The organism is Stenotrophomonas sp. PD6, from assembly GCF_049199305.1.
GTDB lineage: Bacteria > Pseudomonadota > Gammaproteobacteria > Xanthomonadales > Xanthomonadaceae > Stenotrophomonas.
This window is the reverse complement of the sequence record NZ_JBLZQD010000001.1, coordinates 644941-663511: the sequence shown is the minus strand read 5'-3', so window position 1 is coordinate 663511 and position 18571 is coordinate 644941. Positions and strand designations below refer to the sequence as shown.

Below are 18571 nucleotides of genomic sequence, written 5' to 3'. Positions count from 1 at the left end.
ACGATACCCAGGGCGCCAGCAGCAATGCCGGCGCTCTTTTCGTTGGTGGGCAAGCCAACTCCCTGTCGGCTTTGCGCCGCCGCCCCCGTCTAAGAGGTGCGTGGCCAGATCCTTGGGGGGCCACATCCATTCAGCAACCGCTCGTGTCGAGCGGGCCTTCCGGTTGACGAGGTTTCGATGTCGCACCTGCATTCGACCGCCCTGCGCGGTACCGCCGCTTCCCAGCGTACGCTCGGCAACCACCCGATGGCGTGGGCCATCGCCGTGGCCTTGAGTTCCCTCACGGTGCCGGCGGCGGCCCAGCAGGCCTTCAGCCCGGCATGGTTCGCCGAGAAGGGGGCTGCACAGGGCGCGGCGGCGCAGAGCGGGCGCATGCCCAACGGGGTGCCGGTCAACTTCGGCCAGCCTACCCAGCAGCAGGACGCGGCGCGGCAGAAGCTGCAGCAGTCCATCGACAACCTGGGCAGCGCGGCACAGGCGATTGCGCTGCAGCAGCGCATGCAGGAGCAGGCCCGCCAGAATCTGCGCAACGCCGGTTACATAGTGGTTGATGGGTTGGGCGAGGGTGGCCTGAAGGTGGATGAGAATCCGCTGACCCGCGGCTGGCTCAACGCACGCGAGGCGATCCAGCGCACCGGCGCCGACGGCAAGGTCGAGGTGAGCATCGAGCAGACCGCCGACAAGGCCATCCTGAACTGGGCAACCTTCAACGTAGGCAGCAACACCACGCTGAGCTTCGGGCAGAACGCGGACTGGGCGGTGTTGAACCGGGTCAACGACCCGAATGCCCGGCCCAGTCAGATCCTGGGCCAGATCAAGGCGCCGGGCAGCGTGTTCGTCACCAACCGCAACGGCGTGGTGTTCGGCAACAACAGCCAGGTCAACGTGCGCAACCTGGTGGCCGCCGCCGCCCGGATCAGCGATGCGCAGTTCAAGGACAACGGGCTGTACAGCGCGGACAACACCCATGCCACGCTGACCGATGCACTCGGCGGTGTGGTGGTCGAGCGCGGCGCCCGCATCACGACCCACGAGCCGTCCACGGCCACCCGCAGCGGCGGCTATGTGCTGCTGGCGGGCCATGCGGTGGAGAACGCCGGGCAGATCGAGACGCGCCAGGGCCAGACCCAGCTTGCCGCCGGCGATGCATTCGTGATCCGTCGTGGCGTCGGCACCGCGCAGAACATCGCGTCCACGACCCGCGGCAATGAGATCGCGCCGCAGTTCGTCGCGGGCAGCACGGCCGGTGAGGTCAGCAATACGGGCCTGATCCGCGCGCGCGAAGGCGACATCACCCTGGCGGGGCGCACGGTGGAGCAGGCCGGCGTGGCAGTGGCCACCACCACCGTGAACCAGCGGGGCAGCGTGCACCTGCTCAATGCCCTCAGCGACCGCGACGGTTCGGTCACGTTGGCGGAAGGGTCGACCACGGCGGTGCTGATCGAGGACGACGGCAAGACTACCGCGCTGGACAGCCAGCGCGATGCACTCATCGCCGAGTCGACGGCGCAGGATCCGCTGCGCGCCACCAGCAACAGCGGCACGTTCGACAACCTCTCGCGCATGCAGGATCGGCGCGACCAGTCGCGCATCGAGATCGTTTCGGGTGGCACGGTCGCCTTTGAAGGGCAGTCCCTGACCCTGGCCACGGGCGGCCAGGTGGTGGTGGACGCCGCAGGGCGCAGCTTCCTGGCCGATGGCGCGCGCGTGGACGTGGCCGGCGCGACCGGCGTCAAGGTCTCGATGGAGAGCAACAACGTCAAGATCAACGTGCAGGGCAATGAACTGCGCGACTCGCCGGACAACCGCGACAGCGGCAACCTCAACAACCTCAACAACAACAGCGCGTGGATCGATCGCCGCACGCTCGTGCACGTACCCGCCGGAACCGGTGGCTACGAGGCGGATCGCTGGTACGCCGCAGGCGGGCTGCTGGAAGTGGGCGGCTACCTCGGCACCGGCGGCCATTCCATTGGCGAGTGGGCGGCGCAGGGCGGCAGCGTGCTGCTGGGCGGCAGCGAGGTCATCACCCAGGCCGGCTCGCGGATCAACCTTGCCGGTGGCAGCCTGGACGTGGCCACTGGCACCATCCACCAGACCTGGCTGCGCGGCAACGATGGCCAACTGTACCGACTGGACGACGCACCGGCGGCGGTGGTGTTCGCCGGGCTGTACCGCGGCTTTGAAAGCGCACACGAACGCTGGGGCGTCACCGAGAGCTTCCGCAACCCGCTGATCGCCAGCGAAACGCGGGTCGAGAACGGCTATACCGTCGGCCGCGACGCCGGCAGCCTGACCCTGTCCGCGCCGACGGTCGTGCTGGAAGGCGATATCGACACCGGCACGTTCCAGGGCGTCCGCCAGGACCGTGGCCCGGATGTCGGCCGGGACGGTTATGGGCAGGCGCAGACGGCGGTGGCCCGCAACGCCGCGCTGCTGCTGGGCAGCTACAGCGCCCGCGGCCGCGACGGTGCCTTCGCCACCGAGGTGCGGTTGGGCGACACGGCCGCCACACCGGCCGCGTCTGGCCTGCAGTCCCCGCTGGACGGCAGCCGCCGCAATACCTTCTGGATGGACGCCGATACCCTCAGTGCACAGCAGTGGGGGCGGCTGGACCTGACCACCAGTGGCACCCTGCGCACCGAGGGCGGCCTGCAACTGCAGGATGGCGCGGCCCTGGCCTTTACTGCGGCCCGCGTGGAGATCCAAGGCGATATCACGGCCCACGGCGGTTCGCTGCAGGCCGGCAATCTGCTGAATGTGCTGGGCACGCCGCAGGCGCTGTTGCGCGACGGTCGCGGCGGCGTGGTCGTGGGCGACAACGCCCGCATCGACCTGAGCGGCACCTGGACCAATGCGCTGATGCAGCCCGAGGCGACCGCCCGTGCCGCCTGGATCGACGGCGGCACGGTGCAGCTGGAAAGCAGCCACGACGTGCAACTGGGCGCGGGCAGCCAGCTGCGGGTGGACGCGGGTGGGCGGGTGACGGTGACTGGCGACATGCGCGGCGGCAAGGGCGGCAGCGTGCTGTTGCGCGCCGACGACGCGCGTGTGACCAGTGATGGTTCGGGCCGTGTCACGCTTGGCGAAGGCGCCACCGTCAGTGCGCTCGGCGTCACCGACAGCGGCCGCTTCACACTGGAGACCGGCGGCAAGGTACGCATCGGGGGCGAGCCCACGACGGATGGCCTGGCTGTGGACACCGCCGTGTTCGCCAGTGGCTTCGGCTCCTACGACATCAACGGCCATGGCGCACTGGACGTTGCCGATGACGCGCAGCTGCAGGTGGTGCGGCCGACACTGCGGCCAACCGCCGGAGTGCTGTCCGCCACCGACCGCGATGCAGCGCTCGAAGCGTGGCTGGCGCCGCAGTACCAGATCGACCCGGCCAAGGGCACGGTGATCCAGCGCGATGGCGCGAGCCTGACGCTGCGCTCGGAGCGCGCGTTCCAGGGCGGCGACCTGCGCATTGGCAATGGCGCGCTGGTCGGCGTGGACAGCGGTCAGTCCATCGCGCTGCGTGCGGGCGGCAACATCACCGTGGACGGCACGCTGCAGGCACGCAGCGGGCAGATTTCCATCAACGGCACCCGCAATCCGTCCACGCTGTTCGACGGCGTGCCGGGCACGCGCACCTGGCGGATCGGTGACGGGGCCGTGCTCGATGCCAGCGCGGACAGCTTCGTGGCCACCGACGCCAGCGGGCGGCGGCAGGGCATCGTGCATGCCGGCGGCAGCATCAGCATTGGCGGCGAGCTCGACTGGGAAGCGCGCAATGCGGTGGTCGATCCGGTGGAAGCGTTCGTGGTCGTGGACACCGGCGCACGCCTGCTTGCCTCGGGCACGACCGAGCGGCTGCAGGTGCAGGGGCGCGGCGAGCAGCAGGTGGATACCAACGGCGGCAGCATCGTGCTGCGTTCGGCGGATGCGCTGTACCTCAACGGCACCCTGGAGGCCGCCGCGGGCGGCAAAGGTGCCGAGGGCGGCACGCTCGGCATCGCATTCGGTGGTGGCACGTACGCCAGCACGGCGGTGGACGCGGTGCTGGTGGCGCGAATCCTGGGATTGGGGCAGGCGCGGGAGGCCGCGTCCGATACGGCGGTTCCCCGCTATGGACATGGCTATGTGAGCGTGGAACAGATCGAACGGGGCGGCTTCGACCACCTGTCGCTGTTCGGCGACGTGCGTGCGGATGACGGCCTCGACCTCGCGATGGGCGGAAGCCTGCGCCTGCACGGGAGCATCGGGTTGGCACCGGGCGCCGAGGCGCAGCGAACGCTGACGCTGTCGGCGCCGTATCTTCGCCTCGCACAGGCGAACTGGCGGCTCATCGGCGGTGAGAACCTGAAACGTTCCGTGGCCGCGCCGCTGGACACGAAGAACGATCATCACCTGCAGGCCAATGCCGCGTTGATCGATGTGCGCGACGTGGTCAACGTGGCCGGCTTCGACCAGGTCAATCTGCACAGCAGCGGCGACCTGCGCCTGCTGGCCGGAAGCACGAGTGGCGGCAGTGGGTTCACACAGCTGGCAGCGCCGCAGGCACTGGAGATCACTGCCGCGCAGATCTATCCCACCACCGGTGCGCGTGCGGGCATTGCCGTGGGACTGGACCCCAACCGGGTGGGTAGCGATGGCTTCTGGACCTGGGCGAATCCGGAGGCGGTGCTGCGCATCGCGCGGTCCGAAGGCAGCACGGCACCGCTGCCGCATTCGGTGTTCGGCACCCTCAGCCTGGTCGGGCCCACCATCGAGCAGGGCGGCATCGTGCGCGCGCCGCTCGGCGCGCTGCGCCTGGGTGGCACCAGCGCCCAGGCGGAAGGGGCACAGGTACACCTGCTCGACGGCAGCATTACCTCCACCAGTGCGGCGGGCCTGTCGCTGCCCTACGGCGGCACCGTCGATGGGTTGCAGTGGTACGTCGATGGCGGCCTCGTTTCACCGCAGGTGATCGGCGGCCGGCTAGGCTCCACTGCGGAGCCCATCGGCATCACGTTCGAGGCGGCGCAGACGTCGATCGACGCCGGTGCATTGCTGGACCTCTCCGGCGGCGGCGAACTGACCGGTGCGGCGCACGTGAGCGGGCGCGGTGGTTCGGTGGACATCCTGCGCCACGCGCTGGCGGACGCCAACCCGGCGTATGCCTTCAGTGCGTCAGGCAATCCGGTGTACGCGATCGTGCCGAGCTACAGCGGCAGCAGCGCGCCGGCGGGGATGGCGCAGGGAAGCGCCGACCCGGCGATCGGTCAGCGCATCGTCGTTCCGGCCGGCGTCCCCGGCCTTGCCGCAGGCACCTATACGTTGTTGCCGGCGGTGTACGCGCTACAGCCCGGTGCCTTCCGGGTGGAGCTGGGCAGTTCCGGGGTCACCGGCGTTGCCGGTGCGGTGGCGACGGGCACCGGTTCCTGGCGGGTGGCGGGGCAGCAGGGGAGCGGCCTGGGCGGCGCGATTTCGCCCCTGCTGACGGATATTCTGATCACGCCCGCCGACGTGGTGCGCCGCCATTCGGGCTACAACGAAACCAGCTACAACAGCTTCGTGGCCAGCGACGCGGCGCGCGTGGGCGTGCCGCGTGGCATGCAGACCGTGGATGCGGGGCAGCTGAAATTGGCGCTCAGCGCCGATGCCGGCCGCAACGGCGTCAGCGCGCTGCAGGTGGCAGGCGAAACCCGGTTCGGCGCAGGGGCAAGCACCGGCTACGCGGGCAGCGTGGTGGTGACCACGACGGGCGGAACGCTCGACATTGTCGGCGCGGGAAAGAACGCGGCAGAAGGCGCAGCCGGCGCCGTGCTGGAGGCGGAGGCATTGAATGCCCTGAACCCGGCGCGCATGGTGCTGGGCGGCGACGTCACTATGGGCGCGCTGCTCGATCCTGCCTTCAACATCACGGCGACCACCGATACGCTTCGTGTGCGTGACGGCGCCGCACTGCGCGCGCCGGAACTGGTGCTGACCGCGCGGCCCGGGGGCGAGGGCATCGTCGTGGAGCAGGGGGCGACCTTGAGCACCCTGGGGGAAGGCGCGGCGTCCTTCGATGCCACCGACGGCTACTTCTATCAAGGCATGAATTCGGCCGTGTTCGCCGTGTCCAACGGTGAGGTCAACCTGCTGCCGACGTCGGGCCAGGCCACTGTGGACATCCGCCTGGGCACCTGCCTGAGCGTCTCCTGCAGCGGGCAGGCGCTGGTGGTCTCCGAGGGCAGCATCATGTCCGCCACGGACGGTCGACTGGAGATTGATGACAACGCCAGTTATGGCACCCGCCGCCTCGGGCTGGCGGTGTCGGCGATCAACCTTGGCCAGACCGACGCGCTGCGTGACTTCGCCGCCAATGGCGGCCTGCCACCCGGCCTGGCGCTCAATCAACAGGTGCTGCAGCAGCTCCTGCAGGGCAACACCGCCACCCAGGCACCCGCACTGGAAACGCTCAGCCTGAGCGCACGCGATGCGATCAACGTGATCGGCAGCGTGGACCTGGATACCCGCGATGCCGCCACCGGCGTCAGCCGGCTGAAGCAGCTGGTGCTGGGTGCACCGGCCATCCACGGCTATGGCAATGCCGACGACCGTGCGCGGATCGTGGCGGACACGCTGCTCTGGGACGGCGCGCTCGCCAGTGGGCAGCGCATCGGCAGCGAGGCGAGCGCGCCGCAGGCGGCGGCCATGGTGGACCGACTGGGCAGCGGGCAGCTCGACATCATTGCGTCCACCATCGAATTCGGCTCTGCGGGGTTCACCCGTCGCCCGTCGGCGTCGAGCGCCAACCGCCAGCTGCTCGGGTTCTCGTCGGTCAACCTGCAGGCCAGTGACCGCGTGGTGTTCTCGGGCAAGGGCAGCCTGGACGTGTACCAGCAACAGGGCGACTACGTGGCCGGGCAGGGCTGGCAGTACAGCGGCGGCGCGCTGGACATCGCCACCCCGCTACTGACCGGTGCCGCGGCCGCGCAACTGGCGGTGCGCACCGGCGGCGCGCTGATGCTGCACGGCGCCACGGCGACAGCGGGCGACAACGCCGCGCTGGGTGCCGAGCTTTCGTTGCAGGCCAGCGACATCACGCTGGACAGCACGGTGCTGCTGGCCTCGGGCCGACTGACCGCCAAGGCCACGGGTGACATCACGCTGGGCGCGGCAGCGGACCTCGATCTCGCCGGGCGCAAGGTCAGCCTGCTGGACGTGGACAAGTACAGCTGGGGCGGCGATGTGGAACTCGGCACCACCGAGGGCGACATCCGTACTGACGCCGCATCGCGCATCGACCTGTCGGCGCGCAACAACCGTGGTGGCCGCTTGACCGTCGATGCGATGGGCGAACAGGGCGGCCGGGTCGACCTGGCCGGCAGCATTCTCGGCGGCGCGAGCGGCCAGACCGACGCCGGCGGCAGCGTGGTGCCGTGGGACGCGGGCGAACTGGTGCTGCGTGCGCACCAGCTGCAGGATTTCCAGGGCCTCAACCAACGCCTCAACGCCGGCGGCGTGACCGGCGCGCGCAGCTTCCAGCTTGCGGAGGGCGACCTGGTCGTCGGCGACGAGGTCAAGGCGCGCTATGTCGACATCAGCGTGGACGGTGGCCGTCTCGACGTGGTGGGCCGCATCGACGCCAGTGGCGTGCAGGTGGGCGGCATCCGCCTGGCGTCGCGCGAAGCGCTGCGGGTGGACGGCACGCTGGACGCACATGGCACCGGGCTGCGCGTGGACAGTTACGGGAAGATCATCGACAGCCCGAACCGGGCCGATATCGAACTGACCAGCGGTCAGGGACGCGTTGAGCTGGGCGGCACCGCGCAGCTGGACCTGCGCAGTGGAACGGGGGTCGCCACAGGAACGGCGGCGGGCCAGAACGATGGCGCGCCGCGCGGATCGCTGCGCATCAACGTGCCGCGCGTTGGCCTGGACGATGCCGGGATCGATGTTGCCGGCGGTGTTCGCATCGACGGCGTCCGCGACCTCCAGGTCAATGGCTTCCGCCGCTATACCGACGCACCGCTGGCCGGCGCGGAGGATGTGCATGGCAACCGCCCGCAGGTGGTGACCCAGGCCTGGTTCGACCAGGTGGTGGATCCGGACAACCGCGCGTGGTTCGACGCAGCGTTGGGCAATGCCGATCTGCAGCAGCGTGTCGCGGCACTGGGCACGTACCGGCTGCGGCCCGGCGTGGAAATCGTTGCGAATGCCGGCGCGGAGAATAGCCGCGGCGATCTGGTGGTGTCCGGCGACATCGACCTCTCCGGCTATCGCTACGGGCCGCAGGCAGACCGGTTGGATCCGGCACGGCGCGGGTTCGGCGAATCGGCGGCGCTGGCCCTGCGCGCCGAGGGCGATATCCGGCTGTATGGCAGCATCAACGACGGCTTCGCGCCGCCGCCGACCAATCCGGACGAGTCGGGCTGGATGCTGATCCCCAGCCCGGCCGGCGACGCGCGTACCCCGTACGGCGCGGACATCATCGTGCCCAACGGCGGCGTGCAGCTGCAGTCGGGCACCCGGTTCGTTGCCGGCGCCACCTTGAACTACGCCATTCCGTTCCGCGCCATGACCTTGCCGGCGGGCACGGAGGTGCCGATGGCCACGCGCATCGCCGGCAACCTGCTGCTGACGGCGGGCACGGTACTGCGTGCGCCGGTGACCACCGCCGACGGGCAGACGCTGGCCGCCGGCACCGTGCTCTCAGCGCCGTTGAACCTGGGCCCGGGTGCGGTGCTGGGCGCCGGCTTCCGGCTGGACAGCACGCTGGCGATCCAGGCGCAGGTCTGGCCGGCGGGCGTTGCGCTGCCTGCCGAGATGCGCCTGAGCGCTGCCGTGGACCTGAAGGCCGGTTCGCTCATTCCGTCCATGACTGAAATACAGCTGGCCGGTGGCCAGCCGGTGAACCTGCGTCCTGCCGATGCCAGTGGCAGCCAGGGACGCAACTGGGCGCTGGCGCCCATGCTGCCCGAGGGCACCGCGTCGTGGGACATCACCGCCGTGGCGGGTGCCGACACCGGCGCGGCCGACCTGCGTGCGCGCCGCTTCGGCGCCGATGGCAATCTCGTCCTGGCCGATACGCACTATTCGACCATCCGCACCGTGGAAACGACCAGCCGCTTCGAGGGCGAACGCGTGATCACGCTGCAGGGCTCACTGGACACCTGGGGCGACGACAGCTTTGCCGGCAAGCCGGTTGTGGAGTTGGCCGACATGTTCGGCATGACCGAGGACGACTTCTGCGCGACCTTCGACGGCGCCTGTGGGAATGCGCCGCGACTGGTGACGCGGGAGGGGTCGCTGGAATGGAACGGCGACGAGAGCTACTTCGGGCGCCCGGCGAGCGAACTGGCCGCGTTGTACGGTTGGACGGAGGAGGAGTTGTGCGCCCAGGCTGCGAACGTCTGCTACGGCGGCGGAACCTGGATCGACGAAACCCACTACAACAGCCGGGTCGGCAGCCCGGCCTGGAGCGTGCTGCGCACCGGCGCAGGCGATCTCACGTTGTTGGCGGCGGGTGATGTGGAGATGCGCTCGGGCTACGGCGTCTACACCGCAGGCACGCCGACCTCCTTCGGCGACGAGCGCGATGCCACCTTCAATCCCGAGCGTGCACCGGCACCGGGAAACACCCAGCTGCTGGGCGCCGTGCAGGCCGGTGGTGCCTACGATGCGGCCCTGGCGTCCTATCAGGCGTGGTATCCCGATGCCGGTGGCAACCTGCGTGTCGCGGCGGGCGGTGACATTCGCGGCGATGTGTGGGCGGAACGCTCCCTCCTGGGCCAGACCAGTTCCCCGGATGCGGCCGATGCGGCGAGCGCTGCGGTGGGCAACTGGCTGTGGCGCCAGGGCGGCGCCGCCGGCACGAGCGCGACCGACGCCAGCTGGTGGATCAACTTCGGCACCTACACGTTGGTACGCAACGCAAGTACGTCCACCCCGCGCATGAGCGGCTTCACCGGCTTCGGCACCTTGGGCGGCGGCAATCTCCGCCTTGAAGCGGGCGGGCACGCCGGTGTGCAATCGGCCATGGGCGGCGCAATACGGGGCGCCAGCGGCGCCGGACACTCCACCGCCCTTGTCGCGGTGGTGGGATCCACCGGGCGGGTGAGCGAGGGCGAGCTGTTCCTGACCGGCGGCGGCGATCTTTCGGTACGCACGGCGGGTGCATTCAATCCCGGTCTCGACGCGACCACCCAGCAGCCGGTCGGCAATACCCAGAGCCTTGAGCTCAACGGCGCGCTGGTGAATTTGCGCGGTGATCTCAGCCTGCAGGCCTCCCGCATTGGCGGCATCGCCACGTCGTCGGCCAGCTACCAGCGACTGGACAATGCGCTGCCGGCCGCAGACCCATTCACCGCCCAGCGCGGTGAGGCGATGGGCGGGCCGGTGCTGGTGCTCGGTGATGCCACCGCACTGCTGCAGGCGCGTGGCGACGCGGTGCTGGGTGCGGTCACCGACCCGGGCCGCGCGGCGGTCCTCAACTACAACGCCGTGACACTGGCCGACGGCACGGTTGCGGCCGGCGCCAGCTGGTTCTCGCTGTGGACCGACCGCACCGCGCTGGACATGGTGGCGGCCGGCGGTGATCTGGCACCCAGCCTGGTGGGCGATCGACACACGATGGGGCGCGACGTCAACGGCGAAGGCTTCGGCTCCTCGCTCCGCTACTGGCTGCTGCCCTCGACGGTCCGCCTGCTCGCGGCCAGCGGCACCATCAAGCTGGACCAGGCGTCCGGCACGGGCAGCGATGTACTGCTGACGCGGCCGTCCAGCAGCGGTGTGCTCGAGGTGCTGGCGAAGGAATCCATCGTGGCCACGCCCGGGGCGGTGGGCATCAGCAGCGGCGGTTCCGACGCCCGCCTGCCGACCCCGTTCGACCCCGCCTACGTGGCCTATCAGGGGGTGGCCCGGGTCCGCGACAATCTTTCGGTCGATGCGCCAGCGGCGGAGCCGCAGAACGGCCTGCCGCTGTTCGCCTTCGGTGCGCCCACGCTGCAGTTCAACGACCTGCGTGCGGCCGGCAGCGTCCCCAACCGCTTCTATGCGGTGGAGGGCGACATCATCGGCCTGCGCACCGGCCAGCACTGGGAGCTGGAGCGCCAGGTGGGCGACACGCGAACGGTGTTCACCTTCGACGACGTCGCCGCGCCGGTGCATGTGCGGGCGGGCCGCGACATTCTGCTCAGCGACATCGGCGGCCTGAACAACACCGGCACCGACATCAGCATCGTGGAAGCGGGTCGCGACATCGTGCACACTCCGATCCGCATTGCCGGCCCGGGTGACCTCGACGTCAGCGCCGGCCGGCAGATCCGCCAGGAGGACAAGGCCAGCATCACCACCACGGGTGGACTGGTGCAGGGCGATACCCGCCCCGGCGCCAGCATCGCGGTCACCGCCGGCAACGAACAGCTGGACTACGCCGCGCTGCGTGCGCGTTACCTCGACCCGGACAACCTGGCCGACCCCGCGCTGACGCTCGCCGAACAGCCCGGCAAGGCGGCCAAGCTGTATGGCACCGAGCTGGAGACCTGGCTGCAGGAACGCTTCGGCGTACCGGCCAAGGGCGATGCGGCAGTAGCGCTGTTCGATGCACTGCCGCCCGCCCAGCAACGCCTCTTCCTGCGCCAGGTCTACCACGCGGAACTGCGTGCGGCCGGCCGCGAGTACAACGATCCGGACAGCCCGCGCTTCGGCTCCTACCTGCGCGGTCGCGAGGCGATTGCCACGCTGCTGCCGGAGAAGGATGACGCAGGCAAAACGATCGACCGCCGCGGCGATATCGTGATGTTCGGCGGGTCCGGGGTACGCACCCAGGCCGGCGGCACCATCGACATGCTGGCTCCCGGCGGCCAGATCGTGGTCGGCGTGCAGGGCGTCGTACCGCCAGCGTCGGCGGGCCTGGTCACGCAGGGGCAGGGCGACATCCGGCTGTTCAGCGATGGCAGCCTGCTGCTTGGCTTGTCGCGGGTGATGACCACCTTCGGCGGTGACATCCAGGCGTGGTCCGCGCGCGGCGACATCAATGCCGGCCGTGGCGCCCTGACCTCGGTGCAATACACCCCGGCGCTGCGCGTCTACGACCAGTGGGGCAACGTGAACCTGTCGCCGCAGGCGCCGGCCACCGGTGCGGGCATTGCCACGCTGGCGGCGATTGCCGAAGTACCGGCCGGCGACGTGGACCTGATTGCGCCGCTGGGCACCATCGATGCGGGCGAGGCGGGCATCCGCGTCTCGGGCAACGTCAACCTGGCCGCACTGCAGGTACTCAACGCGGCCAACGTGCAGGTGCAGGGCGAGAGCGCCGGCCTGCCGGTACTGGCCACGGTGAACGTCAATGCGCTGACCTCGGCCAGCGCCGCCGCCAGCAGCGCCAGCCAGGCGGCGCAGGACGTGATGCGCAAGACCCAGGACGACGCACGCCGCAATCGGCCTTCGGAAATCAGCGTGCAGGTGCTGGGCTTTGGCGCCAGCAGCAGTGCCGACCCGAAGCCGCGGGTGTCCGAGCCGGTAAGTGCCTATGACCCCAACAGCGCCTTCCGGTTCCCGCAGGCAGACGCGGCTCCCCGCACCGAACGCAGGTAGCGCCACGCCCTGCGTGGCCTGCTACCCGCTCGGCGTCCCTCACTGCAACCCGAGTACCCGCACATAACGCCGCGGGCCGCGTCCATCCTCCACTTCCACCGTCACCCGCACACCCTGTGCGGGCAGGGTGTCGCCCGGCACCGGCAACGTACGCCAGCCCTTGCCGGGCTCCCACGCCTGCACATCGAAGCGCTTCAGGTCACTGGCGACCACCACCGCGCCCGCTGCCGACGGCGCCGGCAGCGGAAATCCCGTGCCGGGGGCGCCACTGGCCCGGCGCAGCGTACGTCCCTGCTGGAACCAGCGCACGCGCTGCCAGCGTGCGCCGTCACTGCCCACGCTGCGCGTGATCTCCAATGAGACATTGCCGCCCGGATCGCGTGCGCTGATCATCGACGGTGGCAGCAACCGCTGCGGTGTGTCGGCCGGCAGCAGGGCGCCGCGCTGCAGTTCGGCATCGGCCCGCATCTCGATATCGCGTCGCAGCTGCTGCAGGATACGCAGCGACGCAGTGGTCTCCGCATCGCTGGCGCGCAGCCGCCGGTCGCTGTCGGCCACGCTGTCCAGCGCCCGCCAGCAGATGACGCTCAGCAGTGCCATGACCGTGATGGCGATCATCACCTCGATCAGGGTGAAGCCCCGTTGCCGGCGCATCATTGTGTTGTGCTCCACGGGTTGCGTACCACGATCAACCGTTTGTCGCGTTGTTGCTCCATGTAGACCGCCAACTCCACCAGGCGCTCACCGTTGCGCTGCTCGATCCGCTGCACGCCGAGGAACCGGCTGCGGCCCTGTTCGCATGTCCAGCGTGCGTCCTGCAGGGGATACGCATTCAATCGCAGCTCTTCCCAGCGGTTCTGCACACAGATCAAGGCGAGGCGACGGTCGCGGATGCGTGCCTGGTCGTCGGTAGCCACGGAGACCGCACGCATCACGGCGGCCAGCGCCACGGCGACGATCGCCAGTGCGATCAACACTTCAATCAGGGTGAAACCGCCTGCGCGCCGCCTCATGGCTGCACCTGGATCTGGCCGTTGCCATCGTCGGTGATGCGCAGGTGCTGTGCGCCGGCGCTGAGCTCGAGCTCCCACGGCGTGCCGATCCATTCCGGACTCAGTTCGATGCCGTCGCGCGGTCGTACGGCGACCTCGCTGGCCTGCCACTGGCGCGGGCGCAACTCGTCGTCGCGTTGCAGCACCACCCAGCGCCCACCGTCGCGGCGGCTGAAGGAATAGCCGTGTGTATCGGCCTGCCAGCGGAGCGTGCGGCCATCAATGCGGGCCTCATCGCGCGCGACCTGGAGACGCTGCGCGAGCTGCAGGGCGTCCTGCCGCAACTTGCGCTGCGGATCGAGCAGGGTGCCCATGCCCAGGCCAATCCCGGCCGTGCAGATGCCGATGATCACCAGCACCACCATCAGTTCCATCAGGGTGAAACCTTGTGCGCGGCGGTGGTGCATCAGCCTGGCATCCTGCGATGACCTGTCCGGCCGAGCGTAGCCGGGCTTGATGAAACAAAAGCGTCAGCTATGCCTGCTAGCGTCGTGCCCAGCCCGCTACGCAAGGGAAGCCGCATGGACGTGCGCCATTGGGATCGCAATCGCCTGTTGACCGCGCTCGCCGCCGCGTTGCTGGTGGCTGTTTCGGGATACTGGATCTGGCAGTTCAACGCTCCGGGCGATGACCGTGAGGGCGTTGGCGTGCGGCTGCGCGCGACCCGCGCGCAGCCGGTGGACCCGGCGCTGGTTGCCCCGCTGGTGCGCGTGCTGTCACCGGGCGCGGTCGCGACAGACGTGCAGGTGCTGGGCGTGCTGGCGGGCAGCCACGCGCCGCTCGCGTTGTTGTCCGTGGATGGCGCACCGGCGCAGGCGTACGCCACCGGACAGCGTCTGGGGCCGTCCACGCGGGTGGCCGAGATCGGGGCGGAGGTGGTCACCCTCGAGCGGGCGGGGCAACCACTCGCGCTGCCGGTCCCGGCGCTGCCACCGCTGGCCGGGCAGGGCATCGTGCGTGCCGACGCCGCGACAACGCGCTGATCGGCACTCATCGCGCCGGCCGCTGCGGAACCACGGACGTGCCCAGGGCATTGCCCATGCGCTGCCGGGTGCCTTCCAGGTTGTACTGCAGCATCCGGTTGCCCGGCTCACGCGACAGCCGCTCAGCCTCTGACACCGATGCCGGTCGCTTCGCGGCGGCGGGCGTGAGCCGCTCCTGCAGGCAGGCCCACGGGCGCACCGTTTCGCCATTCACTTCCACCTCGATGCAGGCCTGGGCCGGAGCGGGTGTCGCCTTGGCGGGTGCGCGCGGCGCATCGCCTGCAGCGGCGGCCAGCGCGGTGAGAAGAAGCAGGGTGTGCACGGCGAACTCCGGGATTTCCGCTCTCTTCCTCAAGGACGGATGCCGCGCAGCGAAAGCGCCATTCCGTCGTTCGATGCCGCAGCCGTTCTCCGCACCTCTGGAAAATTCGATGGCGGCTTTGACGTGCCGTACACGTCCTGAAGAGGAACCGGCGTGCTTCACCGCGCTTTCCGCTCCCCTGTTGCGACGCGATGCCCTCTGATGACTTCCCGACTGCGCCGTTCCGCCCTCGTTCTACCGCCCAGCGGACGCCTGTCGGCGGCTGTGGCGTTGCTGCTGTCGCCGCTGCTGGCTGTCGCGCAGCAGGCCGGGCAGGACGCACCGGTGCCGGCCAAGGTCACCATCAACGAGTATGTCGTGCGCGGCAACACCGTGTTGGACATGCGCCAGATCGAAGCGGCGGTGACCCCGTTCCTCGGTCCGGAAAAGACCATGGAGGACGTGGAGCGCGCACGCGATGCGCTGTCCGAGCTGTACCAGAAGGCCGGCTACCAGTCGGTGTTCGTGGAACTGCCCGAACAGCAGGTCAGCGGCGGCGTGGTGCTGCTCAAGGTCAACCAGACCCCGATCGGCCAGCTGCGTGTGGTTGGCGCGACCGGTAAATCGCCCGAGCGCATCCGCGACCAGGTCCCCGCGCTCGCCGAAGGCCAGGTGCCGGACTTCAACGCCGCACAGACCGAGTTGTCCGCGCTCAACCGCAGTGGGCGCCGGCAGGTGATGCCGGTGGTGAAGGAGGGCGCGGTGGCGGGCACGATGGACGTGGATCTGCAGGTGGAGGAGCGCTCACCGTGGCGTGCCAGCGCCGCGTTGAACAACGACCACAGCGCCGACACCGAAGACCTGCGCCTGAGCGCATCCATTGGCCACGACAACCTCTGGGGTATCGGCCACAGTGCCACGCTGAGCGTGTATACCGCGCCGCAGGATACCGACCAGGCGAAGGTGATCTCTGCCAGCTACGTGGCGCCGTTCGAGGGCACCCCGTGGGGCCTGGAGTTCAACGGCTACACCTCCGACAGCCAGGTGCTGAACGTGGGCGGGCAGGGTGCGGCGGGCGGCGGTACCAGCGTGCTCGGCGATGGTCATTCGCTGGGCCTGAAGCTGACCTACCTGCTGGAGGGCAGTGCGGCCTGGTGGCGCCAGCTCAGTGTCGGCGTGGATTTCAAGGACACGAAGGAAGATACCCGGCTGGGCGACGAAAGCATGGTCACGCCGCTGAAGTACGCGCCAATCACGCTGGGCATCACCGGCGTGCGCCAGGGCGACACGGACGTGACCAGCTTCAACGCGCAGCTGGTGGTCGGCACGCGCCGCCTGTTCGGCTACGGCAGCGACACCGCCGATTTCGACCAGAAGCGCTACCGCGCCGATCCGAGTTTCGTGGTGCTCAAGGGTGAGGCCGCCAACACCCACACCTTCGCCAGCGACTGGCAGTGGTATGCGCGCGCGTCCCTGCAGATGACCGATGCGCCACTGGTGTCGGCCGAACAGTACGCGGCAGGTGGCATGTACACGGTGCGCGGCTACCTGTCGGCCGAGGCCATCGGCGACTACGGCGCGCTGGCCAACCTGGAATGGCGCACCCCGGCACTGCGCGCCGGCACCTGGCTGGACGCGCGCCTGTACGCGTTCGCCGACGCAGCTTACCTGCGCCTTCGAAAGCCGCTGCCCGAGCAGGAAGACAAGTACAACCTGGCCTCGTTCGGCGTCGGCGCGTCGCTGCGCTTCGGCGACCACCTGCAACTGCGCCTGGATTACGGCTACCCCTACAGCGATGGGCCGACCACGTCCAAGGACGACCCGCGTTTCAACTTCAACCTCAGCACCAGCTATTGACCGACGCGTGCGCGCGTCGAACCGGAGATTGCGCATGGCCCGTTTACTTCCTCGACTGCTGCTGTTGCTGGCCGCGCTGGTTGCGCTTCCGGCCACCGCCGCCGACGCCGACTGGTGGCAGGCCGAGTGGCCCTACCGCAAGCCGATCACGCTCGATGCCGGCCCGCAGGGCGCCGGCCTGGCCGCCGATCCGGGCCGCACCCCGGTGCTGCTGCGCCTGCATACCGGCAACTTCGCCTTCGATGGTGTTGGCGAAGGCGGCAAGGACCTGCGCTTCCTGTCCGCCGACGGGCGCACCGTGCTGAACCACCAGGTCGAGCAGTTCGACCCGAAGCTGGGCATGGCGCTGGTATGGGTCGATGTGCCCGCGCTGGCGGCCGGCGCGCCGCAGACGATCTGGATGTACTACGGCAACAAGAATGCACCGGCCAGCAGCAACGGCCAGCAGGTCTTCGACCCGGACTACACGCTCGTCTACCACTTCGCCGATGCCAACGCCCCGGCCCGCGACACCACCGCCTACGGCAACAGCGCAGGCGCCGTGGTGCCGGCGGCCGAGGGTGCCGTGATCGGGCGCGGTGCGCAGCTGGGCGCGGCGGCGCTGCCGCTGCCGGCCAGCGCATCGCTGGCGCAGGCGGCAGGCGCGCCGTTTACCTTCTCCAGCTGGATCAAGCCGGCGGCCGCGACCGGCGCCCAGGCCATCTACAGCCGTCGTGAGGGCGAGGGCGAGCTGCTGATCGGCATTGCCGACCGCGCCCCGTTCGTGCAGCTCAATGGCCAGCGCAGCACGCTGGGCCAGCCGATTCCCGAAGGCCAATGGGCGCACCTTGCCGTGACGGCCGCCGAGGGAACGCTGCGCCTGTACCTCAACGGCCGCGAGGTGGCGCAGCTGGCTGGCAGCCTGCCGGCGCTCAACAGCGCACCGGTGATCGGCGCAGACGCCGCGGGCGCCGCGGCGCCGCTGGCGAATTTCGACGGTGCCATCGACGAAGTGCGGCTGTCACGGGTGGCGCGCTCGCCGGCGCTGCTGCAGGCCGACGCGGCAAGCCAGGGGGGCGACGCCCGCCTGGCCAGCTACGGTGCCGATGAACAGACCACCGGCCAGAGCCATTTCGGTTTCATCCTCAAGGCGATGCCGGTGGATGCCTGGGTGGTGGTGTTCCTGCTGGGCCTGATGCTGCTGCTGTCGTGGACGATCATGATCGCCAAGAGCCGCTACTTCGGCACGGTCGCTACCGCCAACGACGCCTTCACCGTGCAGTACCGCAAGGTCGCCGGTGCGCCGGTCGCCTCGCTGCAGGAACTGGAGCGCACCGGCACCCTGCCGCCGCGCATCCGCGAACACTCCTCACTGTGGCGGCTGTATCGCATCGCGATGGAGGAGATGGACGGCCGCGGCTCGCACCACCACGGCCTCACCGCAGCGGCAATCACCTCGATCCGCGCCTCGATGGATGCCGAGGTCACCCGCGAATCCGAACGCATGTCGCGGCGCATGAACTGGCTGTCCACCACCATCGAAGGCGCGCCCTACATCGGCCTGTTCGGCACGGTCATCGGCATCATGCTGGTGTTCGTGGTGGCCGCGATGGCAGGGGCGGTGGACATCAATTCGGTGGCGCCCGGCATGGCCGCCGCACTGCTGTGCACGGCCGCGGGGCTCGGCGTCGCCATCCCCGCGCTGTTCGGCTACAACTGGTTGGCGGCGCGTGCCGACGCCATTGCCGCGGACATGTCGGTATTCGTCGACGAGTTCACCGCGCGCCTGGCCGAAGAATTCGACCGCAGTGCACCGGACGCCGCCGCGCGCCCGGTCACGGCCTGAGGCC

The 18571-nt window shown here is 69.8% G+C and carries 9 protein-coding genes; 5 read left to right on the top strand and 4 right to left on the bottom strand.

Annotated elements, in window-relative coordinates:
- Nucleotides 1-177 precede the first annotated feature (177 nt).
- Entirely contained in the window at nt 178-12549 is a 12372-nt protein-coding gene (locus ACOZHM_RS02750) for a filamentous haemagglutinin family protein (RefSeq protein WP_421567407.1), read from the top strand.
- A gap of 39 nt (nt 12550-12588) precedes the next feature.
- On the opposite strand, the gene ACOZHM_RS02745 is transcribed toward ACOZHM_RS02750, so the two are convergent.
- The 3 genes from ACOZHM_RS02745 to gspH are packed head-to-tail and all read right to left on the bottom strand — an operon-like array spanning nt 12589 to nt 14008.
- Complete coding sequence (locus ACOZHM_RS02745) at nt 12589-13203, bottom strand: PulJ/GspJ family protein (RefSeq protein WP_421567406.1); 615 nt, start codon at nt 13201-13203, stop codon at nt 12589-12591.
- Entirely contained in the window at nt 13203-13562 is a 360-nt protein-coding gene (gspI, locus tag ACOZHM_RS02740; protein ID WP_421567405.1) for a type II secretion system minor pseudopilin GspI, read from the bottom strand. The genes ACOZHM_RS02745 and gspI overlap by 1 nt, the downstream gene beginning before the upstream one ends.
- Nucleotides 13559-14008, bottom strand: coding sequence for a type II secretion system minor pseudopilin GspH (gene gspH / locus ACOZHM_RS02735; RefSeq protein WP_421567404.1), 450 nt, complete (start codon nt 14006-14008; stop codon nt 13559-13561). Before gspH ends, gspI begins: the two co-directional genes overlap by 4 nt.
- A gap of 69 nt (nt 14009-14077) precedes the next feature.
- Between gspH and ACOZHM_RS02730 the strand changes: the two genes are divergently transcribed.
- Nucleotides 14078-14584 (top strand): hypothetical protein, encoded by a 507-nt coding sequence (locus ACOZHM_RS02730; RefSeq protein WP_421567403.1) that lies wholly within the window; start codon nt 14078-14080, stop codon nt 14582-14584.
- 7 nt (nt 14585-14591) lie between these two features.
- Here ACOZHM_RS02730 and ACOZHM_RS02725 read toward each other — a convergent pair whose 3' ends face one another.
- Nucleotides 14592-14906, bottom strand: a complete 315-nt coding sequence (locus tag ACOZHM_RS02725) for a hypothetical protein (RefSeq protein ID WP_421567402.1) — start codon at nt 14904-14906, stop codon at nt 14592-14594.
- On the opposite strand from ACOZHM_RS02725, the gene ACOZHM_RS02720 reads away from it, so the two are divergent.
- The 3 genes from ACOZHM_RS02720 to ACOZHM_RS02710 are packed head-to-tail and all read left to right on the top strand — an operon-like array spanning nt 14901 to nt 18567.
- On the top strand, nt 14901-15047 hold the full coding sequence (locus ACOZHM_RS02720) for a hypothetical protein (protein WP_421567401.1): 147 nt from the start codon (nt 14901-14903) through the stop codon (nt 15045-15047). The two genes, ACOZHM_RS02725 and ACOZHM_RS02720, sit on opposite strands and share 6 nt — an antisense overlap.
- Before the next feature lie 60 nt (nt 15048-15107).
- A complete protein-coding gene (locus ACOZHM_RS02715) occupies nt 15108-16742 on the top strand; it encodes a ShlB/FhaC/HecB family hemolysin secretion/activation protein (RefSeq protein ID WP_421567400.1) in 1635 nt (544 codons plus the stop codon).
- 34 nt (nt 16743-16776) lie between these two features.
- Nucleotides 16777-18567: a DUF2341 domain-containing protein gene (locus tag ACOZHM_RS02710; protein ID WP_421567399.1), complete on the top strand. Its 1791-nt coding sequence runs from the start codon at nt 16777-16779 to the stop codon at nt 18565-18567.
- The last annotated feature ends 4 nt before the right edge of the window (nt 18568-18571 follow it).

What these genes read in the sequence shown, in the direction of transcription:
- ACOZHM_RS02750 (WP_421567407.1), top strand. Translation starts at nt 178, where the DNA reads ATGTCGCACCTGCATTCGACCGCCCTGCGCGGTACCGCCGCTTCCCAG.
- ACOZHM_RS02745 (WP_421567406.1), bottom strand. Translation starts at nt 13,203, where the DNA reads ATGCGCCGGCAACGGGGCTTCACCCTGATCGAGGTGATGATCGCCATC.
- gspI (WP_421567405.1), bottom strand. Translation starts at nt 13,562, where the DNA reads ATGAGGCGGCGCGCAGGCGGTTTCACCCTGATTGAAGTGTTGATCGCA.
- gspH (WP_421567404.1), bottom strand. Translation starts at nt 14,008, where the DNA reads ATGCACCACCGCCGCGCACAAGGTTTCACCCTGATGGAACTGATGGTG.
- ACOZHM_RS02730 (WP_421567403.1), top strand. Translation starts at nt 14,078, where the DNA reads ATGCCTGCTAGCGTCGTGCCCAGCCCGCTACGCAAGGGAAGCCGCATG.
- ACOZHM_RS02715 (WP_421567400.1), top strand. Translation starts at nt 15,108, where the DNA reads ATGACTTCCCGACTGCGCCGTTCCGCCCTCGTTCTACCGCCCAGCGGA.
- ACOZHM_RS02710 (WP_421567399.1), top strand. Translation starts at nt 16,777, where the DNA reads ATGGCCCGTTTACTTCCTCGACTGCTGCTGTTGCTGGCCGCGCTGGTT.